At 64.9% G+C, this 20161-nt stretch carries 14 protein-coding genes, 2 tRNA genes and 1 pseudogene; 8 read left to right on the top strand and 9 right to left on the bottom strand.

Annotation, left to right across the window (positions count from 1 at the left end; all coding sequences use genetic code 11):
* Nucleotides 1-62: 62 nt before the first annotated feature.
* Together ABIB38_RS19695 and ABIB38_RS19700 are read right to left on the bottom strand one after the other, a co-directional pair.
* A complete protein-coding gene (locus ABIB38_RS19695; protein ID WP_429206401.1) occupies nt 63-878 on the bottom strand; it encodes a phytanoyl-CoA dioxygenase family protein in 816 nt (271 codons plus the stop codon).
* 7 nt (nt 879-885) lie between these two features.
* Nucleotides 886-1464 carry a methyltransferase domain-containing protein gene (locus ABIB38_RS19700; protein ID WP_429206402.1) on the bottom strand — a complete coding sequence of 193 codons (579 nt, stop codon included), beginning with the start codon at nt 1462-1464 and terminating at the stop codon, nt 886-888.
* Nucleotides 1465-1942: 478 nt separating this feature from the next.
* On the opposite strand from ABIB38_RS19700, the gene ABIB38_RS19705 reads away from it, so the two are divergent.
* Nucleotides 1943-2104: a hypothetical protein gene (locus ABIB38_RS19705; RefSeq protein WP_429206403.1), complete on the top strand. Its 162-nt coding sequence runs from the start codon at nt 1943-1945 to the stop codon at nt 2102-2104.
* Nucleotides 2105-2217: 113 nt separating this feature from the next.
* Here ABIB38_RS19705 and ABIB38_RS19710 read toward each other — a convergent pair whose 3' ends face one another.
* The 6 genes from ABIB38_RS19710 to ABIB38_RS19735 all read right to left on the bottom strand — a co-directional run bounded on the left by ABIB38_RS19710 (nt 2218) and on the right by ABIB38_RS19735 (nt 6705).
* The gene (locus ABIB38_RS19710; RefSeq protein WP_429206404.1) at nt 2218-2586 is read right to left on the bottom strand and encodes a T6SS effector amidase Tae4 family protein; all 369 of its coding nucleotides are present in this window, start codon (nt 2584-2586) and stop codon (nt 2218-2220) included.
* Nucleotides 2583-2867, bottom strand: coding sequence for a Rap1a/Tai family immunity protein (locus ABIB38_RS19715; RefSeq protein ID WP_429206405.1), 285 nt, complete (start codon nt 2865-2867; stop codon nt 2583-2585). The genes ABIB38_RS19710 and ABIB38_RS19715 overlap by 4 nt, the downstream gene beginning before the upstream one ends.
* A 605-nt stretch (nt 2868-3472) precedes the next feature.
* Nucleotides 3473-3548: transfer RNA gene (locus tag ABIB38_RS19720), tRNA-His, on the bottom strand.
* 87 nt (nt 3549-3635) lie between these two features.
* Nucleotides 3636-4502 (bottom strand): glutamate racemase, encoded by an 867-nt coding sequence (gene murI, locus ABIB38_RS19725; RefSeq protein ID WP_429206406.1) that lies wholly within the window; start codon nt 4500-4502, stop codon nt 3636-3638.
* Nucleotides 4503-4515: 13 nt separating this feature from the next.
* The gene (locus ABIB38_RS19730; RefSeq protein WP_429206407.1) at nt 4516-6051 is read right to left on the bottom strand and encodes a fumarate hydratase; all 1536 of its coding nucleotides are present in this window, start codon (nt 6049-6051) and stop codon (nt 4516-4518) included.
* A gap of 51 nt (nt 6052-6102) precedes the next feature.
* Complete coding sequence (locus ABIB38_RS19735; RefSeq protein ID WP_429206408.1) at nt 6103-6705, bottom strand: TIGR00645 family protein; 603 nt, start codon at nt 6703-6705, stop codon at nt 6103-6105.
* 289 nt (nt 6706-6994) lie between these two features.
* Here ABIB38_RS19735 and acs point away from each other — a divergent pair, with 289 nt between their 5' ends.
* Together acs and ABIB38_RS19745 are read left to right on the top strand one after the other, a co-directional pair.
* Complete coding sequence (gene acs / locus ABIB38_RS19740; protein WP_429206409.1) at nt 6995-8995, top strand: acetate--CoA ligase; 2001 nt, start codon at nt 6995-6997, stop codon at nt 8993-8995.
* A gap of 254 nt (nt 8996-9249) precedes the next feature.
* Nucleotides 9250-9340 (top strand) — tRNA-Ser (locus ABIB38_RS19745).
* A 302-nt stretch (nt 9341-9642) separates the two neighbouring features.
* Here ABIB38_RS19745 and ABIB38_RS19750 read toward each other — a convergent pair.
* Nucleotides 9643-10050: pseudogene (locus ABIB38_RS19750) on the bottom strand (type VI secretion system tube protein Hcp).
* 261 nt (nt 10051-10311) lie between these two features.
* Between ABIB38_RS19750 and ABIB38_RS19755 the strand changes: the two are divergent.
* The 5 genes from ABIB38_RS19755 (at nt 10312) to ABIB38_RS19775 (ending at nt 19927) form a co-directional block, all read left to right on the top strand.
* A complete protein-coding gene (locus ABIB38_RS19755; RefSeq protein WP_429206410.1) occupies nt 10312-11745 on the top strand; it encodes a diguanylate cyclase domain-containing protein in 1434 nt (477 codons plus the stop codon).
* Between the two features lie 274 nt (nt 11746-12019).
* Nucleotides 12020-13585, top strand: coding sequence for a TerC family protein (locus ABIB38_RS19760; protein ID WP_429206411.1), 1566 nt, complete (start codon nt 12020-12022; stop codon nt 13583-13585).
* A gap of 30 nt (nt 13586-13615) precedes the next feature.
* On the top strand, nt 13616-14983 hold the full coding sequence (locus ABIB38_RS19765) for a VWA domain-containing protein (RefSeq protein ID WP_429206412.1): 1368 nt from the start codon (nt 13616-13618) through the stop codon (nt 14981-14983).
* Between the two features lie 243 nt (nt 14984-15226).
* On the top strand, nt 15227-16033 hold the full coding sequence (locus ABIB38_RS19770; RefSeq protein WP_429206413.1) for a fatty acid desaturase: 807 nt from the start codon (nt 15227-15229) through the stop codon (nt 16031-16033).
* Between the two features lie 135 nt (nt 16034-16168).
* A complete protein-coding gene (locus ABIB38_RS19775; protein ID WP_429206414.1) occupies nt 16169-19927 on the top strand; it encodes an ATP-binding protein in 3759 nt (1252 codons plus the stop codon).
* Nucleotides 19928-20161 lie beyond the last annotated feature (234 nt).

The following is a 20161-nucleotide window of genomic DNA, read 5'->3' on the forward strand; positions in this document are numbered from 1 at the left end:
TGCCGGGCAGGTGGCCTTTGGTGGATCCCGGTGGGCGGCGGTAACAGAACCGCCGCCTTTATTTAGTCGGTCTTGGCCGGCGCCGGGCGCAGGCCCAGTTCGGTTTCGTACTTGATGATCTTGAGAACGCGCGAATTCGCGAAATATCGGGCGCAGTTGAGGGGTGAATAGAAGATGTCGGTCTTCCATTCGCCGGACAGCAGCTCCTTGCTGGTCGGATCGTCAGCCGGCTGCATGATCATGTCGGCCATGATGCGGTGCACGCCGTTCTTGTTCGGCCCCGATTCGTGCCACAGGGAGCTGTTCATCACGATGAAATCGCCCGGATGCAGCTCGGGCGTCACTTTGGGCCACCGGATCTCGAACGCCTCGGGGTTGATTTCACCCGCGTCGCCGAGATAGCCCAGCTTGTGCGAACCGGCGTGGAAGGTCATGCCGCCATTGTCTTCGTTGGCAATGCTCAGCGGGACGAACAGGCTGCACTTGTTCAGGTTGCCCAGGTGGTAGCAGCTGTCCTGGTGCAGGAACACCTTGCCCGAGCTGTGCGCATCCTTGATCACGAAGCGGTGATTGAACAGTGCCACGTTTTCGCCGAAGATCTGCTTGACGGTGTCGATAAACACCGGCTCGCGGTACATCCTGGCCAATGCCTCGGGCAGTTCCTCGGTCAGCGCCACCGGATTGGCGCGGTTGACGTTGCGGCCCTCGCTCAGCTTCCCGGCATGGAAATCCTGCCACACCTGCTGCCAGCGCGCGACGACCTGCTTGTCGATCGCCTGGCGCAGGATGAAGAAACCGGTTTCGGCATACACCTGCGGGTCGAACCGCTGCGCCGATACGTGCGCCAGTGCGCGTTCGACTCGTTCGATCGTGTTCATCGTGGCCTCAGATATAGCGGAACGCCAGTTCGTGATCCTCGACCCGCTTTTCCTTGTTGCACTTGGCGAGTACGTTGTAACGGATGGGGAACAGTTCACGTCCGGGCGACTCGAGGCTGTCGATGGTCTCGATGTCGAAGTCGCGCAGCAAGGCCTTCCAGCCATGTTCGGTGATGCGCCAGCAGTCTGGGATCGGCCCGTGGATGCGCCAGTTCAGGGGCGCCGAGATCAGGAGATGGCCACCATCCTTCAGGATGCGACGGATTTCCTTGACCGCCTCGAACGGGTTCAGCGTGTGTTCGATCACTTCCATGCAAACCACGCAATCGTAGGTGCTGTCGGCGATGAAGTCGTTGTGTTTGGTAATGTCGCCGACCAGGGTGGGCTTGTAGGTATCGACGATGTCGAAGGTGTCGACGGCGAAGTTCGTGAAGCTTTCCCGGACCAGCGAGCGTTCTTGCGGCCCGACCTCTAGCAGTCTTCCGCCGTGTGCCGACAGGCGGCGGGCGGTGGCGGTGACGAAGTCCGCCAGGTGCTGGCGGGCCAGCGAGAAGGTGTCGTTATCAAACTGGGAAGGGGTGGCCATAGGATTCGCTTTTCTTTAGAAATGCAACAGGGGACAGCCATGTCAACAGTGAGGATGGCGATCCAGGTAACAAGCCATGATAGCTGTTGCATTGCCTCGATGCAATGTCGAGCGCCGCGACTGTTGGGTTGTTGCGGAACGTCGGGTCGGAGTGTCAGTTTAACGGACCTGGGTTGCGCGAGCAGGCAACGGTGACTGGTCCCGAAACAGGTTGACAGTGACACGCATCGATATCGGATGCTCTGCTGTTCCAGAGACGTCCGATGATCTCGTTGAACCGCCCTGGGTTTTGTAGAGAGTGAAATGGACGCCTCCCGCCCGTAACGGACGAGGAGTCGAGGCGAGGTCAAGCCGGTGCGTCGGCAACCGGTCTGAATGAACAGTGTGAAGCGATCTGGTCGGGAGCCGCTCACCCGATCCGAGATTCAGGCTGTCGTGGTCCGCACGGACCTCGACGCCGCAATTGACGCCGCCAACCATGCCGCCGCTCGATAGCGCGCTGGCGGCGCCGTGCCCGGCGATCGCGCGGCCGACCGCCGACGACTATGACGCCTGGCAGGCCTGGGCCATCGACCTGCTGCACCAGTATGCTGAGTGCGCGTCGCGCCATGCGAAGACCGTGCAGGCCTGGCCGAAGTAGGGTACTGGCCGGCCCGCGGTCATTTCAACGGCCAGAACCAGATCGGCTTCGCCGCCCAGTAGCAGGCACGAGCGCAAGCCTGAAAGCTGCTCCCTGGCCGCTGCGCGATCAGGTCAATATGGCCGACCGGGCCGCCACCGATGCGGAAGAACGACGACGCCGTTGCGGTTGCCGATCCCGATGCGGGCTGCGTTCTCGTCGTGGTAGACCTCGGGCTTTCCCCAGACAACTTTCAGAATCTCCGAAAGCTTTGCCTGCCCTGGCTCGATATATTTCCCGGCCAGAGCGCCGCTCTTTGCCTTCATCCGTGCGCCAGGCAGCGGCACTCCCGCTCGCAGCAGCCCGTAGCTCATGCGGACCGCACACGTATTCATGTATGCGGGGTTGTTGCTCAAATCATCCCAGCCTATTTCGCTGTACAGCTCGTGGCGCGAGGAGTCAGCGGGGAAGTGCTGAAGCACTCGAAGAAAGCTGGGTCTCATGACTTGGCTCCGGATTTTTGGCATGGGTAGAGCTTGCTCACGACGGCAAGGGCCAGCTCGGCGGCGCTGCCCTTAAGTTGTTCTGGCGGCAGGCGCCTCATTTGACCGGCAGCTTCATAGCCAAGCTCATGTGCGACATGGTGTCCAGCCGGACACCACCGCACGCCAACCGTTCCGTCCAACACGCCATCCATGTAGCCCATTGCCCGCTCGCGGCGGATCGTAGCCAGATCGCTGTCGGGCAGGGGGCGCATATCGCGAACGAACTGCTCGCCGGTCATTGCGGGCACCGGCGGCGATGGCGGTAACGGCGTCGCGCTCGCTGTGGGCGCGGCCCACGCCAAAACGAATGCGCTGATCGCTCTTGCGGCGCCCCTGATTGGGGCTTTGGCTTTCTGTTGTCCCATCTGACCCCCTTTGTCGAACACCCATGTTCTCAGGGGTGTGCGCAATGCAAATTGGTAGAGGTCAACTATCGAGTGAATGAGGCGTTTGGCCAGGACGGGCGGCACACGGTCAATCCTGGGACGCTGGCTCCACAATATTCCGACGCTCGGACGGGCGCAGCAGCACGCGGTCAATTACTGCTGGCGAAACGCCCGAGTCGACCATCATCTGCTTGGCCGAAGCGTAGCCGATCAGCGGTAGGAGGATGAGGGGGACGTCGAAGCGGCTGGCGAGGCGCTGCTTCGTGAGCTGGACGCCGAGCCGGTAGTGCAGGAGCAGCCGAAGTTATAGACGCCCGTACGACCAGGCGCAACACGCAAAAAAGCCACCTCTAGGGTGGCTTCTTCGTTTCGGTTGTTGGAAAATTCCGATTTGCATTGGAAATTTCACTATCCGAAAAATCTAGACTCTTATAACCGCTTTAATCTAGACGAATTCTTGGGGTGGCTGATGGGGCTCGAACCCACGACAACAGGAATCACAATCCTGGACTCTACCAACTGAGCTACAGCCACCACTGACTTGCTTTTCTATCTCTGCATTGCCGAGACAGAACGAGATTATAAGGGCTTCTTCTGAAACTGGCAAATTTAAATGCGCACTCAGGATGCCGGGACGGGCGGCCAGCCTCTCGGCAGCGGCAGTTTCACCTCGTGCACCGGCGGATCGATGCCCAGCAGGCTGCGAAACGCCGCCGTCAGGGCGGTCGCGCTGGCGCTGGTGTAGCCGGTCAGGCTGGCGGGAAGGGGGGCGCAAGCGCCGCGCACGCGCAGCAGGCTCGCGCCGGCCAGCAGGCGTGCAAGCTGGCGCGCTACGGCGTCGCCGGTGTCGACCAGGGCCACGCCCGGGCGGCCGGCGTCGTTCAACACGCGCTCGATCGAGGCGCGCACCAGCGGGTAGTGGGTGCAGCCCAGCACCAGCGTGTCTGCTCCTTCAGCCAGCAGCGGCATGATGAAGCGTTTCAGCATCGCGCTGGTGGCGCTCGAATCGAGTTCGCCGAACTCGATCTGGTCGGCCAGGCCGACGCAGGGCTGCAGCAGGAACTCGGCGCCTGAATCGCGGTGGATCTGGTCGCGCAGCTGCAGGAACTTGGCGCCGCGCAGCGTGCGCTCGGTGGCCAGCACCCCCACCTTGCCGCTGCGGGTAAGGCTTGCCGCGGGCTTCAGGCCCGGTTCGACGCCGACGATGGGCATGCCGGGATGGCGTTCGCGCAGCTCGCGTACGGCGGCCACGGTGGCGGTGTTGCAGGCCACCACCAGCGCTTTCGCGCCTTGCGCGAGCAGGAAGTCGCCGATCGCCAGCACGCGCTCGACGACGATGTGTTCGGGTTTGTCGCCGTAGGGGGCGAAGCCGGTGTCGGCCAGGTAGAGCAGGCGTTCGTGCGGCAGCTGCGCCTGGATGTGGCGCAGCACCGAAAGGCCGCCGACGCCCGAGTCGAAGATGCCAATCGGAGCGTCGGGGAGAGTCATGATGGCGTGCGAATCAAGCGACGGTGATCGGCACGCCTTTCAGCGATTCGATCTTGGCCGACCATTCCTTCGGGCCGGTGTTGTGGACCGAGGTGCCGGTGGAGTCGACGGCGACGGTGACCGGCATGTCGGTCACGTCGAACTCGTAGATCGCTTCCATGCCCAGGTCTTCGAAACCGACCACCCTGGCCGACTTGATCGCTTTCGAGACCAGGTAGGCCGAGCCGCCGACCGCCATCAGGTAGGCCGACTTGTGCTTCTGGATCGATTCGATCGCCGCCGGGCCGCGCTCGGCCTTGCCGATCATCGAGATCAGGCCGGTCTTTTCCAGCATCATGTCGGTGAACTTGTCCATGCGGGTGGCGGTCGTCGGGCCGGCCGGGCCGACCACTTCGCTGCCGACCGGATCGACCGGCCCCACGTAATAGATCACGCGGTTGGTGAAGTCCACCGGCAGGCTCTCGCCCTTGGCCAGCATGTCCTGGATGCGCTTGTGCGCGGCGTCGCGGCCGGTCAGCATCTTGCCGTTAAGTAAGAGGGTCTGGCCCGGCTTCCACGATGCGACTTCTTCCTTCGTCAGGGTATTCAGGTCGACCCGCTTCGACTTCTCGGTGTCCGGCGTCCAGTTTACATCGGGCCAGGTCGACAGCGCCGGCGGTTCGATGTAGGCCGGGCCCGAGCCGTCCAGCACGAAGTGGGCGTGGCGGGTGGCGGCGCAGTTCGGGATCATCGCCACCGGCTTCGATGCCGCGTGGGTCGGGTACATATTGATCTTCACGTCCAGCACGGTGGTCAGGCCGCCCAGGCCCTGGGCGCCGATGCCCAGCGCATTGATCTTGTCGCACAGCTCGATGCGCAGCTCTTCGAGCTTGTTTTGCGGGCCGCGCTGGCGCAGCTCGAACATGTCGATGTCTTCCATCAGCGACTCCTTGGCCATCAGCATCGCCTTTTCGGCGGTGCCGCCGATGCCGATGCCGAGCATGCCCGGCGGGCACCAGCCGGCGCCCATCAGCGGCACGGTCTTGAGCACCCAGTCGACCAGCGAGTCGGACGGGTTGAGCATGACGAACTTGGTCTTGTTTTCCGAGCCGCCGCCCTTGGCCGCCAGCTTGACGTCGACCGTATCGCCCTCGACCAGTTCCATGTGGACCACGGCCGGGGTGTTGTCCTTGGTGTTCTTGCGCTCGAAGTGCGGGTCGGCCACGATCGAGGCGCGCAACTTGTTGTCGGCGAAGTTGTACGCGCGGCGCACGCCTTCGTTGACGGCGTCGGTCACCGAGCCGGTGAAGCCTTCGAAGCGCACGCCCATGCCCACCTTCAGGAACACGTTGACGATGCCGGTGTCCTGGCAGATCGGACGCTTGCCTTCGGCGCACATGCGCGAATTGGTCAGGATCTGGGCGATCGCATCCTTCGCGGCCGGGCTCTGCTCGGTCTCGTAGGCGCGTGCCAGGTGCTGGATATAGTCGGCCGGATGGTAGTAGCTGATGTACTGCAGTGCGGCCGCGACGGATTCGATCAGGTCTTCCTGGGTAATGACGGTTGCCATGGTGGGAAATCTCTCGTGATGGAGTGTCGGAGTATCGTTGTTGTTACTGCTTCAGTGCTTTTCGTTGTGCGTCATGGTGGTGATGCGGTCGGTCCACGAGATCGCCAGCGCCGACACCAGGAAGGCGACGTGGATCAGCGTCTGCCACATCAGGGTCTTCTCGTCGTAGTTGGCGGCGTTGATGAAGGTCTTGAGCAGGTGGATCGACGAGATGCCGATGATCGCCATCGCCAGCTTGGTCTTCAGGACCGACGCGTTCACGTGCGACAGCCATTCCGGCTGGTCAGGGTGGCCATCGAGGTGCATGCGCGAGACGAAGGTCTCGTAGCCGCCGACGATCACCATGATCAGGAGGTTCGAGATCATGACCACGTCGATCAGGCCGAGCACGACCAGCATGATGACGGTTTCGGTCAGGCGTTGCGGACGATTGCCGGACAGGCCGACGGCGTCAATGATATGGTTCAGCGAATCGACGTTGCCCATGGCGGCGCCGATCAGGTCAACGAGCTCGACCCAGAAGTGGAACACGTAAACGCATTGCGCCAGGATCAGGCCGAGGTAAAGCGGCAACTGCAGCCAGCGGCTGGAGAAGATCAGATTACTCAGTGGGGACAGCTTGCGGACTTGCTTGCTTGGTTCAAGGGCGGACATTGGGATGGAACTCCAGGGGGATGCGAAAAAAATTTCAGCTCAGCATTTTACACCGGAGCCTGTCGATACGGTGGGGCGCGCGCCGGCAAGGGCGGCACTTGCACGCTTTGCAACGGCTGGCGGTAGAATAAGGATGAATAAAAGGCGGACAAGCGCGGTCAATACCGATCCGCCAGGAGCCACTCTCGCCTGCCGGGACAGGCTCCAAGGGGTTTCCATGTAAGGGCTCAGTAAGCGAGCCCCCCTATGGTATCTGGCATAACCTACTACATTTAAAATGGAGACGAGCATGGCCGAGAACGAGACCACCCAAGAGCAAACCCAGGGCCTGCAGGAACACCGCGTGTTCCAGCCGCCGAAGGCGTTTGCCGACAAGGCCGCCATCAGTGGCATGGCCGCCTACGAAAAGCTGCGCGCCGAAGCAGCCAGCGACTACGAAGGTTTCTGGGCGCGCCTGGCGCGCGAACACCTTGACTGGCACAAGCCTTTCACCTCCACCCTCGACGAATCGAACGCGCCGTTCTACAAATGGTTCGCCGACGGCCAGCTGAACGCCTCGTACAACTGCCTCGACCGCAACCTCGAAAACGGCAACGCCGACAAGACCGCCATCATCTTCGAGGCCGACGACGGCTCGTCTACCCGCGTCACCTATCGCGAGCTGCACGAGCGCGTCTGCAAATTCGCCAACGCGCTCAAGTCGCGCGGCATCAAGAAGGGCGACCGCGTCGTCATCTACATGTCGATGTCGATCGAAGGCGTCACTGCGATGCAGGCCTGCGCCCGCATCGGCGCCACCCACTCGGTGGTGTTCGGCGGCTTTTCCGCCAAGTCGCTGCAGGAGCGCATCATCGACGCCGGCGCCGTGGCCGTCATCACGGCCGACGAACAGCAGCGCGGTGGCAAGGCGCTGCCGCTCAAGGCGATCGTCGACGAAGCGCTGAGCCTGGGCGGCTGCGACACCGTCAAGGACGTCATCGTCTACAAGCGCACCGGCGGCAACATCAACTTCAAGGAAGGCCGCGACATCTGGCTGCACGAGCTGGTGCAGGACCAGTCGGCCGAATGCGCGCCGGAATGGGTCGATGCCGAGCATCCGCTGTTCATCCTCTACACATCCGGCTCGACCGGCACCCCGAAAGGCGTGCAGCACTCGACCGGCGGCTACCTGCTGTGGGCCGCGCTGACGATGAAGTGGACCTTCGACCTCAAGCCCGAAGACGTCTACTGGTGCACCGCCGACATCGGCTGGATCACCGGCCACACCTATATCGCCTACGGCCCGCTGGCCGTCGGCGGCACGCAGGTGGTGTTCGAAGGCGTGCCGACCTTCCCGAACGCCGCCCGCTTCTGGCAGACCGTCGAGAAGCACAAGGTCAGCATCTTCTACACGGCGCCGACCGCAATCCGTTCGCTGATCAAGGCGTCGGACCTGGACGAGAAGGTGCATCCGAAGAACTTCGACCTGTCCAGCCTGCGCCTGCTCGGCTCGGTCGGCGAGCCGATCAACCCGGAAGCCTGGATGTGGTACTACCGCAATGTGGGCCAGGAACGGTGCCCGATCGTGGACACTTTCTGGCAGACCGAGACCGGCGGCCACATGATCACGCCCCTGCCGGGTGCGACCCCGATGGTGCCGGGTTCCTGCACCTTGCCGCTGCCGGGCATCATGGCCGCGATCGTGGACGAGGCCGGCGCCGACGTGCCGGACGGGCAGGGCGGCATCCTGGTCGTCAAGCGCCCATGGCCGTCGATGATCCGCACGATCTGGAACAATCCGGATCGCTTCCGCACCAGCTACTTCCCAGAAGAACTGGGCGGCAAATACTACCTGGCCGGCGACGGCGCGATCCGCAACAAGGACACGACCAACTTCACCATTACCGGCCGCATCGACGACGTGCTGAACGTGTCGGGTCACCGCATGGGCACGATGGAGATCGAATCGGCGCTGGTGGCCAACCCGATCGTGGCCGAAGCGGCGGTGGTGGGCAAGCCGGACGAGACCACGGGCGAGTCGATCTGCGCCTTCGTCGTGCTCAAGCAGGCGCGCCCGACCGGCGAGGAAGCGAAGAAGCTGGCCAACGAGCTGCGCGCCTGGGTGGGCAAGGAGATCGGTCCCATCGCCAAGCCGAAGGAGATCCGCTTCGGCGACAACCTGCCGAAGACCCGCTCCGGCAAGATCATGCGCCGCCTGCTGCGCGTGCTGGCCAAGGGCGAGAACATCACGCAAGACGTCTCGACGCTCGAGAATCCGGCCATTCTCGAGCAGTTGAAGGAATCGGCTTGAGCTACAATGCCTGAGCAACCTGCCTGCGCCAGCCCACAAGGCTGACGCAAGGCTTGCCCGCCTACTCGGGAGAGGGGCGGGCATTTTTTTTGAAGGGTCCCCCGGGAGGGTTGGCGACTGCAGTGGCGACGTGCGCCATCGTAGGGTGGACGGCCGTCCACGCGTTCAGCAAGGTATCCTCCTTGCGGTCCTTGTACTGCTGGGAATACTTGCTATAATAGGCGGCTTCGTGGGGTTCCCACGTTGACCCATCAGGAGAGATGGATGAGTGGTTTAAGTCGCACGCCTGGAAAGCGTGTGTAGGTTCATAGCCTACCGGGGGTTCGAATCCCCCTCTCTCCGCCAGGAATACCGAAAAGCCCCTATATCGGGGCTTTTTTATTTCTGCCTACCCCTATTTCTACCCACAGCGGCAGGAGTCGGGTCAGGTCTAACATCAAGGTCAGACATTCAGGGGCGGTCTGATATTCAGACACGGCGCCAGCTTTAACCAGGTCGGAGCGACGCGAGCGATAGGACCGGCTAGGGTCATATCATCATCTGAAGCTGTATGCATAGGCTCGCTAACGTTGTCGAGTTCGTTACCGAATGTCACCTCACCCTTTTCCGGATCCCTGTCCGCTGGGGAAAGTCCAGCTCAGTAGTGTCTACTGAAGTCGTAGCGCGTGGATCATCTGCTCGACGTTGGCGATCATCACATTCTCCAGTCCGACCTCGTAATACTTGACGCGCTGATCGTCTCCGTCAGCGCGCATGAACTCCAGCTTGGCCTTCGGAATGGTTTTCCCATCGAACAGGTCTACATGAGCAGGGGAGAGGACAGGTCTGCAAGCTTCGATAACGCCAGCGTACGGTGCTCACACCGCTCAGCGGTGTGGCCACTCCCTGTCGATGCGGTAGCGCTCCCTTGGCTGCACGACGCCCCACTGCGCCGAGGTGACTTCGATCCAACCTCGATGCGCAGAGTCCTGAGACTCGCCCTTGGTGCCGTCGATCTGCAGATAAACGTCGGTTGCCACGCGCTCCTCCTTGCTAGTGAAGGACGCAATTGTCATGGTGCACGTCGCCCGGTACGTTGACGTCGACTAAGTGACAACCAATCAATGGCAGCCGATCGCCTTCAAAAAGCGCTGTTCGACGAAGCATCACCGCATATTGCCCATAAATAATTGTCAACGACTGACTTTGTGAGTTGTCAATTTGTATTTGAACAGCGCTGAACATGGTAATGTGGGAAGCATATGCCCATCTGCCTGAACATTCTTCACCCTAGCGTTGCTCCGCGGACCATCTGAGCTGCTCGCGCCCCTACGGACATGAATAAATTCCCGAGAAAATCGCGACCCACGATCGGTGATGATTCATTTTCTGTGCCGCATGTGCCGATCGCTGCCGCCAACCAGTCGACCAGGCTGCTGCTCGTGGACGACGAGCCGCGCATGCTCGCGTCGCTGCACGAGTTGCTCAGCCAGCGTCATTTCGACATCGATACGGCAAGCACCGGCACCGACGCACTGGCATCCCTGTCCAGCACCCGGTATGACCTGGTCTTGCTCGACCTTAGCCTGGAAGACATGGATGGCCACCAAGTCATGGATTTCATCAACCACCACTGCATCGAAACCGACGTCGTCGTCATCAGTGGCAACGTCCAGATCGACGCCGCCATCGGGGCGATGCGGCGCGGCGCCCACGACTTTCTGCGCAAGCCATTCAGCCAGCAGGACTTGTTCAAGAGCATCGATCACGTGCTGACCCTGCGCCGGCTCCGGCAGGCCAACCGCGACATGGCGCATCGGCTGGAGATGTCCGAGCGCACCTACCGCTACATGGTCGATACGTCTCCGGATCTCATCTATATGGTCGAACCGGATGGACGATTCACGTTCGTCAATGAACGGGCCTGCCAGATGCTGGGCTACGATCGGCGCGAACTGATTGGCCAGCATTATTCGGTGCTGGTGCACGAGGAGGATTTCGCCAGGGCGCGCTATGCCTTCAACGAGCGGCGCTCCGGCGACCGGGCGTCGCGTGACGTCGAACTGCGCATGACTTACCGGCCCGGCGCGGCCCGGGTGGACAGCGTCGACGCATCGATCACCGTATCGCTCAACGCGGTCGGCATGCATCTCGATCACGTGGAGCCGGGCGGCTCGAGATATATCGGCACCTATGGCATCGCCCGCGATATCACGGCGCGCAAGCAGGCGGAGGCCATCATCCTTCATCAGGCCTACCATGACGTCCTGACCAACCTGCCCAACCGCCTGCTGTTCAAGGACCGTCTCGGACAGGCGATCCTGCAGTCCCGGCGCAACCAGACCGAGCTGGCGACCATGTTCATCGATCTCGATCGCTTCAAGCTCGTCAACGACACGTTCGGTCACGACAAGGGCGATGAACTGCTGCTGCAAGTGACGGCGCGCCTCAAGGGCTGCCTGCGCAAGGGCGACACGCTCGCGCGCCAGGGAGGCGACGAATTCACCGTCGTTCTTCCCGACCTGCACACCCGGGACGACGCGCGCGTGGTCGCCGACAAATTCCTGGAATGCCTGAATGCGCCGTTCGACCTGGGGGGGAGGGCGGCGACGATCTCCGCATCGATCGGCATCGCGGTCTTTCCCCATGATGGTGAAACGATCGATGAACTGCTGCGCCGCGCCGATGTCGCCATGTACACCATCAAAACGCGGGGCAAGAATGGCCAGGCGTTTTATGCCGACACGATGGAGCAGGGCGCCGGGTCCTGATCGGCACGCATCGGAAATCCACGCGACCAGATCGACGTGCGCGCAGGCGTCGCGCACACCCTCCCTGGCATGCATCCAGACACGGTACGCCGCTGACAGGACGCCGTGATCCAGGGTCTGCCAGGTTGCCGGTCTTGCGAATGAACCGCGATGCAAACGCCGGTTTCGGCGACCGTGGCGGCCGGCGTCCGGGCGCCGTGGCTGCGCCGCCGGTTCTTCCCCGATGCCGATACGATCGCGTACAATGCCCCTTCCCTCACTACAAAACACTCCAATGGAATGGCTACTTGACCCGAATATATGGGTCGGCTTGCTCACACTCGTCGTGCTCGAAATCGTCCTGGGCATCGACAACCTGATCTTCATCGCCATCCTGGCGGACAAACTTCCCCCGCACCAGCGCGACAAGGCACGGCTCCTCGGCCTGTCCCTCGCCATGATCATGCGCCTTGGCCTGCTGACGATGATTTCGTGGCTGGTCACGCTCACCGCACCCTTGTTCTCCGTCGGCACCCTGTCGTTCTCGGGGCGCGACCTGATCCTGCTGATCGGCGGTATCTTCCTGCTGGCCAAGGCGACCATCGAACTGCACGAGCGGGTCGAAGGCAAATCGCACGTCCAGAGCGGCAAGCGCGCATACGCGAGCTTCGCCGCCGTGGTGGCGCAGATCATCGTGCTCGACGCCGTGTTCTCGCTCGACGCCGTGATCACCGCGGTCGGCATGGTCGAACAACTCAGCGTCATGATGGCCGCCGTGATCATTTCGATGGGCGTCATGCTGTTCGCGTCGAAGCCGCTGACGCGCTTCGTCAACGCCCATCCGACCGTCGTCGTGCTGTGCCTGTCCTTCCTGCTGATGATCGGCTTGAGCCTGATCGCCGAAGGCCTGGGCTTCCACATTCCGAAGGGCTACCTGTACGCCGCGATCGGCTTCTCGGTGGTGATCGAGTTTCTCAACCAGCTGGCGCGCCGCAACTTCATCAAGCAAGAGGCGCACATCCCGCTGCGCGACCGCACCGCCGACGCCGTGCTGCGCCTCTTGGGCAGCAAGCGCGGGGCCGACCATCACGACGAACCGGAAGCCGAGGCGCAGGCAACCGAGGAACCGACGTTCGAGGCCGAGGAGCGCAACATGGTCAGCGGCGTGTTGAGCCTGTCGCAGCGCTCGGTGCGCTCGATCATGACCAACCGCTCGGAGATCTCGTGGATCAATATCGAGAATGACGCCGACACCATCCGCGCCCAGCTGCTGGCCACGCCGCACGGTTTCTTCCCGGTGTGCCGCGGCCAGCTCGACGAAGTGATCGGCGTGGCGCGCGCCAAGGACCTGATCGCCGACCTGACCCTGTCGGGCGCGATCGACCAGGGCCATATCCGCGCGCCGATCATCATGTCCGACGCCAGCGGCGTGCTGAGGGTGATGGACCGCCTCAAGCGCTCGCATGGCCAGCTGGTGATCATCGCCGACGAATACGGCACCCTGCAGGGCCTGGTGACGCCGATCGACATCCTGGAAGCGATTGCCGGCGAATTCCCCGACGAAGACGAGCAGCCGGTGGTGCAGGCGCTCGGGCCGGGCCGCTGGCGCGTCGACGGCACCGCCGACCTGCACTACCTGGAACAGGTGCTCGAGGTGGACGCCCTGGTGGGCGAGACCGACGACTACACCTCGCTGGCGGGCCTGATGCTGGAACGCTTCGGCACCCTGCCGAAGGTGGGCGACGCGGTCGAGATCGAAGGCTTCCGGTTCGAGGTGGCGCAGGTGCTGGAGCGGCGCATCGCCACCGTGATCGTGAGCCGGGTCGAGGACGAATACGCCCAGCCGCTCGACAAGGCCTGAGCGAACGACTTTCCCCGGTTGGAGGTTGACATGAAACAGCTGCAACGCGGCGAGCGCCTGCCGCTGGCGCAGTTGGCGCCCGACGGCGTCCTGCAGGCCGGCCTGTCGGCGCAGGGCCTGGCGCTGGACTTTGCCTGCTTCGCGCTCGACGCCGGCGGCAAGCTGGCCGACGAGCGCTACATGACCTTCTTCAATCAGCCGGCGACGCCGTGCGGCGCCGTGGCGCAAACCAGCGTCGGCCCTGATGCCGGGGGCTTTTCCTTTCGCCTTGCCAGCCTGCCGGCATGGGTCGAACGGCTCAGCATCGTGGCCAGCACCGACGGCGCGCCGATGTCGCAGTTGCAGGCGGGGCGCCTGCGCCTGGTGAGCGCGCAGGGCGAGATCGCGCGCTTCGACTTCGCCGGCCGCGACTTCACCGGCGAAAGGGCGGTCATGCTGGGCGAGCTGTATCGCAAGGACGGCGGCTGGCGCTTCATGGCGGTCGGCCAGGGCTTCAACGGCGGCCTGGACGCCCTGGTGCGGCATGTCGGCGGCGCGGTGGCCGATGAAACGCCGCCGCCTGCATCACCGGCTCCTGTCCCTGTTGCGGCCCCTGTTTCGGCCCCGGCATCCGCCGCGCCGCGCGCCGCCGCTGTCGACCTGGAAAAGCGCGTCGCGCAATCGGCGCCGCAGCTGGTCAACCTGGTCAAGTCGGCGGCGGTGTCGCTCGAGAAGGCCGGCCTGGCGCAGCACCGGGCCAAGGTCTGCCTGGTGCTGGACATCTCGGGTTCGATGAGCGCCTTGTACCGCAAGGGCCTGGTGCAGCAGTTCGCCGAGCGCATCCTGGCGCTGGGCTGCCGCTTCGACGACGACGGCGAGATCGACGTCTTCCTGTTCGGCCGCAACGTGCACCGCGGCGCGCCGATGGGCCTGTCGAACTGGTCGAACTATATCGAGCGCATCATCGACAAGCATCCGCTCGAAGGCGACACCCGCTACGGCGCCGCGCTCGAGGCGGTGCGCCGGCATTACTTCCCGGACGGCGGGGGCGGCGAGCGCAAGGCTCCGCTCAAGGCCGAGGTGCCGGTGTACGTGATGTTCGTGACCGATGGCTCGACCTCGGACAAGCCGCTGACCGAGCGCCAGCTGCGCTGGGCCAGCCGCGAGCCGATCTTCTGGCAGTTCATGGGCATCGGCAAGGGCCGCAAGTCGCGCGCCAAGGCCCTGGCCAACTTCGCCGACTCGGACTTTCCATTCCTGGAAAAGCTGGACGAACTCGATGGCCGCCTGATCGACAATGCCGACTTTTTTTCGGTAGCCTCGCCCGACGAACATTCCGACGGCGCGCTGTACGATCTCCTGATGAACGAATACCCGCAATGGGTCATCGAAGCGCGCCAGCGCGGTCTGATCGCCTGATCGTATCATTCCGGCATCGCTCGGCGAGGCGCTGGCATGACGAAATTCCAGCGGTGCCGCCTGGTGCATGCCCGCATGGGCGAGTAGCCATGCCTGGTGCATGTCAGCGTAAAGCCAGCTGAACGATAAACACAGGGGGAAATACCGCTCTTTTCATCGATTTGGCCCGCTCCGGCGCACGTTATTCTCTATGCAATATCAGGGCGACATTTCCCTGATCAATATACCAACAGGGGGAATGCCGTGTTTGAAGGAATCATCCAGCTCAGCCCCATGGGCGTCGGGCTGACCATGGCGGGGTCGTACATCATGACCGTCTTCGCCAGTGAGCTGTATCTGCACCGCTCGCGCAGCCACCGCGCCGTGACCTTTCATCCGGTCCTGTGCCAGCTGTTTCGCATGTGGATCTGGCTGACGACCTACGGCGTCACCGCCAAGACCTGGGTCGCGGTGCACCGCAAGCACCATGCCAAGTGCGATACCGTGGAAGATCCGCACAGCCCGCGCATCCATGGCCTGTGGACGATCCTGGGCAAGGGCACGCTGCTGTACCGCAAGGCGGCGCGCGACGCCGACCTGGTCAAGGCCTATGGCGTCGGCATCAGGGAAGACTGGATGGACGAGCACCTGTATACCAGGCACCGCTTCCGTGGCGCGCTGGTGTTCCTGGCGCTCGAACTGCTGGTGTTCGGCCCCGTGACCGGCTTCATGATCTGGCTGTTCCAGCTGTCGATCCTGCCGTTCTGGGCGTCGGGCTTCATCAACGGCATCTTCCACGTGGTCGGCTACCGCAATTTCGACACCAAGGAAGATTCGCGCAACTTCTTCCCGATCGGGATCCTCTTCGGCGGCGCCGAACTGCACAACAACCACCACGCCAACCCGGCCTCGGCCAAGCTGTCGATGAAGTGGTGGGAGTTCGATTCCGGCTACCTGGTGCTGCGCGCGCTGGCCTTCCTGCGCCTGGCCAGGATCAACCACGTCGGCCGCCTGCCTGCCGGCGACCAGTCGCGTGCCCGCCGCCATGCGGCCGGTTCGGCGGGGCAGTGAAGCCGGCGGCGATGCCCTGAGTTCTCCGCCGTGCCGGGCGGCGGGCGCTGAGGTTTGCATGGTAGACTGCGGCCGCATCTTCAATCGCGACCGTCGGCGTGTACCGCAGGTTCTCGCCGCATACACTCCCTGCCCATGCCGAGCACGCCCGTCCATCCCTTCCTGACGTTCCCCGGCCAGATGGCCACGCTGATCCGCGAGAAGGACTGGTCGACCACCCCGTTCGGTCCGATCGACACCTGGTCGACGGCGCTGCGCTCGGCGGTCAGCATCTGCCTCGGCTCGCGCTTTCCCATGGTGCTGTATTGGGGCGAAACGCGCGCCCTGATCTACAACGACGCCTGGGCGCCGGTGCCGGGACAGAAACATCCCTGGGCCCTCGGCCGGCCGGGCGTGGAAGTGTGGGCCGAGATCTGGGACATCATCGGTCCCATGTTCGACCACGTGATGGATACCGGCGAGGCGACGTGGTCCGAAGACCAATTGCTGCCGCTGAACCGCTACGGCTACGTCGAGGAGTGCTATTTTTACTACAGCTACTCGCCGGTCCGGGGCGAGGACGGCACGGTGGAAGGCATCTTCACCGCCGTCACCGAGACCACCGACCGGGTGCTGGCCGAGCGGCGCGAGCGCCTGCTGCGCGAGATCGCCGAGCGCGCGGCCCAGGCGCGCCATGCCGCCGAGGCGTGCCGCGCCGCCCTCGATACCCTGGCGGGCATGCCCGAGGAGGCGCCGTTCGCGCTGATGTACCTGTTCGACGCCGCATCCGGCACGTTGCGCCTGGCGGCCGGCGCCGGCGGCATCGTGCGGCCGGAACTCGCGCCCGCGGAGGCCGCGATCGGCGACGACGCCCCCTGGCCGTTCGCCGCCGCCTTGCGCGACGGCGCGCCGGCGCCGGTGGCCGGCCTGGCGCGGCTCGACCCGCCGCTGGCGGGCACGCCATGGCCCGAGCCGGTCGACGAGGCGCTCGTGGTGCCGGTGCCGAGCACCCGGCGCGACGCCCCGTTCGGCTTCCTGGTGGTGGCACTGAGCCCGCGCCGGCGCATGAACCGCGCCTACGGCACGCTGTTCGAGCGGGTCGCCGGGCACCTGGCGACCGCCGTGACGAATATCGAAGCCTACGCCGCCGAAAAGCGGCGCGCCGAGCAGCTGGCCGAGATCGACCGCGCCAAGACCGTGTTCTTCTCGAACGCCAGCCACGAACTGCGCACGCCCCTCACCCTGATGCTCGGGCCGCTCGGCGACATGCTCGAGACGGCCGAGCGTGACCTGCGCGAGCAGCTGACACTGGTCGCGCGCAACGGCCAGCGCCTGCTGCGCCTGGTGAACGGCCTGCTCGATTTCAGCCGCATCGAGGCCGGCCGCGACGACGCCCGCTTCGTCCCGACCGACCTCGCCGCGCTCTCGGCCGACCTGGCCAGCTCGTTCCGTTCGGCCTGCATGCGCGCGGGCCTGGCGCTGGTGGTCGATTGTCCGCCCTTGCCGGCGCCGGTGCACGTCGACCAGGGCATGTGGGAAAAGATCGTCCTGAACCTGCTGTCGAACGCGTTCAAGTTCACGCTCGAAGGCGCGATCCGGGTGACGGTGCGCGCCGCCGGGGGCCAGGCCGAGCTCGAGGTGGCCGATAGCGGCGTCGGCATCGCGCCGGCCGAACTGCCGAAGATCTTCGAACGTTTCCACCGGGTCGACGGCCAGCGCGGGCGCTCGGTCGAGGGCACCGGCATCGGCCTGTCGCTGGTGCGCGAGCTGGTGCGCCTGCACGGCGGCACGATCGACGCGGCCAGCCGCGAAGGGCAGGGCAGCAGCTTCGTCGTGCGCCTGCCGTTCGGGGTCGCCCACCTGCCTTCCGAAAAACTGTCGGTCGCCGCGCGCGGCGCGGCGCGCAGCAGCGCCTTCGTCGAGGAAGCGCTCGGATGGGTCGACGGCGCCGCCGCGCACGACGCCGCGGCGCAGCCCGGCGCCGAGGGCGCGCGCATCCTGCTCGCCGACGACAATGCCGACATGCGCGGCTACGTGTCGCGCATCCTGGTGCAGGCCGGATACCAGGTGCAGGCGGTGACCAACGGCGTCGCGGCCCTGGCCGCGGTGCGCGCCGGAGCGCTGCCCGAACTGGTGCTGAGCGACGTGATGATGCCCGACATGGATGGCTTCGCCCTGCTGCAGGCGCTGCGCGCCGAGCCGGGCGCCGACGGCCTGGTCGTGATTCTGCTGTCCGCGCGCGCCGGCGAGGAAGCGCGCGTGGAAGGCCTGGATGCCGGCGCCGACGACTACATGGTCAAGCCGTTCAGTGCGCGCGAGCTGGTTGCGCGCGTGGGCGGGGCGATCGCGCTGGCGCGCGTCCGGCGCGAGGCGGCCGCGCGCGAGCAGGCGCTGCAGACCGAGATCGAGACCGAGCGCGGTCGCGCCGCCCTGCGCGAGAGCCAGGCCCACCTGGCCACGCTGTTCGAGCAAGAGGCCGCGGGCATTGCCGAAGCCGGCATGGACGGGCGCCTGGTGCGCGTCAACGACCGCTATTGCGCGCTGGCCGGCTATCCGCGCGCGCGGCTGATCGGCATGGCAATGACCGACCTGCTGTGCCCCGACGACGTCGCCGAGGAGCGCGCCTTGCTGCACCGGCTGCGCGACACGGGTGCGCCCTTCATGGTCGAGAACCGCTACCTGCGCGCCGACGGCCGCATGACCTGGGCCAGCAAGGCGGTGTCGCTGGTGCGGGCCGGCGCCGCCAGCGAAGCGACCGGCATCGTCGCCGTCGTGCTCGACATCGCCGACCGCAAGCTGGTGGAACGGCTGCAGGATGCGGACCGCCGCAAGGACGAATTCCTGGCGATGCTGGCGCACGAGCTGCGCAATCCGCTGGCGCCGATCGGCGCGGCGGCGCAACTGCTGCAGATGATGAAGCCGGACGAGAGCCGCGTGCGCGAGACCAGCCGCATCATCGGGCGCCAGGTGGCGCACATGACGCACCTGATCGACGACCTGCTCGACGTGTCGCGCGTCACCCGCGGCCTGGTGGAACTCGACGACACCTTGCTCGACGTGCGCCAGATCGTCGCCGACGCGGTGGAGCAGGTGACGCCGCTGGTCGAGGCGCGCCGGCACCGGCTGGTGCTGTCGCTGGCGCCCGCGCCGACGCGGGTCGTGGGCGACAGGAAGCGCCTGGTGCAGGTGTTCGTCAACATCCTCGCCAACGCGGCCAAGTACAGCGACGATGGCGGGCGCATCGAGTTGATCACCAGCCTGGAAGGCGCCAGGGTCAAGGTGCAGGTCGTCGACGACGGCATCGGCATGACGCCCGAACTCGTGGCCAGGGCGTTCGATCTGTTCAGCCAGGGCGAGCGCACGTCCGACCGCTCCATGGGCGGGCTCGGGCTGGGCCTGGCCCTGGTCAAAAGCCTGGTCGAACTGCATGGCGGCGCGGTCGAAGCCGCAAGCGCCGGCCCCGGAGCCGGCAGCACCTTCACGATCCGCCCGCCGCGCGCGGCGGCGCAGGCCGGTCTTGACGAGCCGGCGCCGGCGCCGGCCCTGTCCGCCGGCGCGCCGCAACGCATCCTGATCGTCGACGACAATGCCGATGCGGCCGCGATGCTGGGCATGCTGCTCGAGGCGTCCGGGCACGAGGTCGCGATCGAGCATGATTGGCGCGGGGCGCTCGCGCGTGCGGGCGAATGGGCGCCCGGCGTCTGCCTGCTCGACATCGGCTTGCCCGGGATGGACGGCTACGGCCTGGCGCGCGAGCTGCGCGCGCGGCCGAACACCGCGGGCAGCCTGATCGTCGCGGTCACGGGGTATGGCCAGGAACAGGACCGACGGCGCTCGGAAGCCGCCGGTTTCGACCATCACCTGGTCAAGCCGGTCGACATGGCCCGCCTGGGCGCGCTGCTGGCCGCGCGCTGACTGCGTCCGAGCGTGCGCCCGAGCCGGCGCTGAGCCGCTGCCGAAGCCGCGGCGCTGCAGAGCCGCCGGTTGCCGGGTGGCCTGGGCCAACGCATGGGATACCGCAGGCACGAACAGAACGAACAGGAACGCCAGGAGCACGGCCCAGCCATACGGCGTTCGGGTTGTCCGGAGCCTGTGCATGTGAAAATTATTGCCTTGCCGATGCGGCGGCGTGCACGGGTGGGCAATTGG

Origin of the sequence: Massilia sp. UYP11 (genome assembly GCF_050434805.1) — a bacterium.
Taxonomy (GTDB): domain Bacteria; phylum Pseudomonadota; class Gammaproteobacteria; order Burkholderiales; family Burkholderiaceae_D; genus Telluria.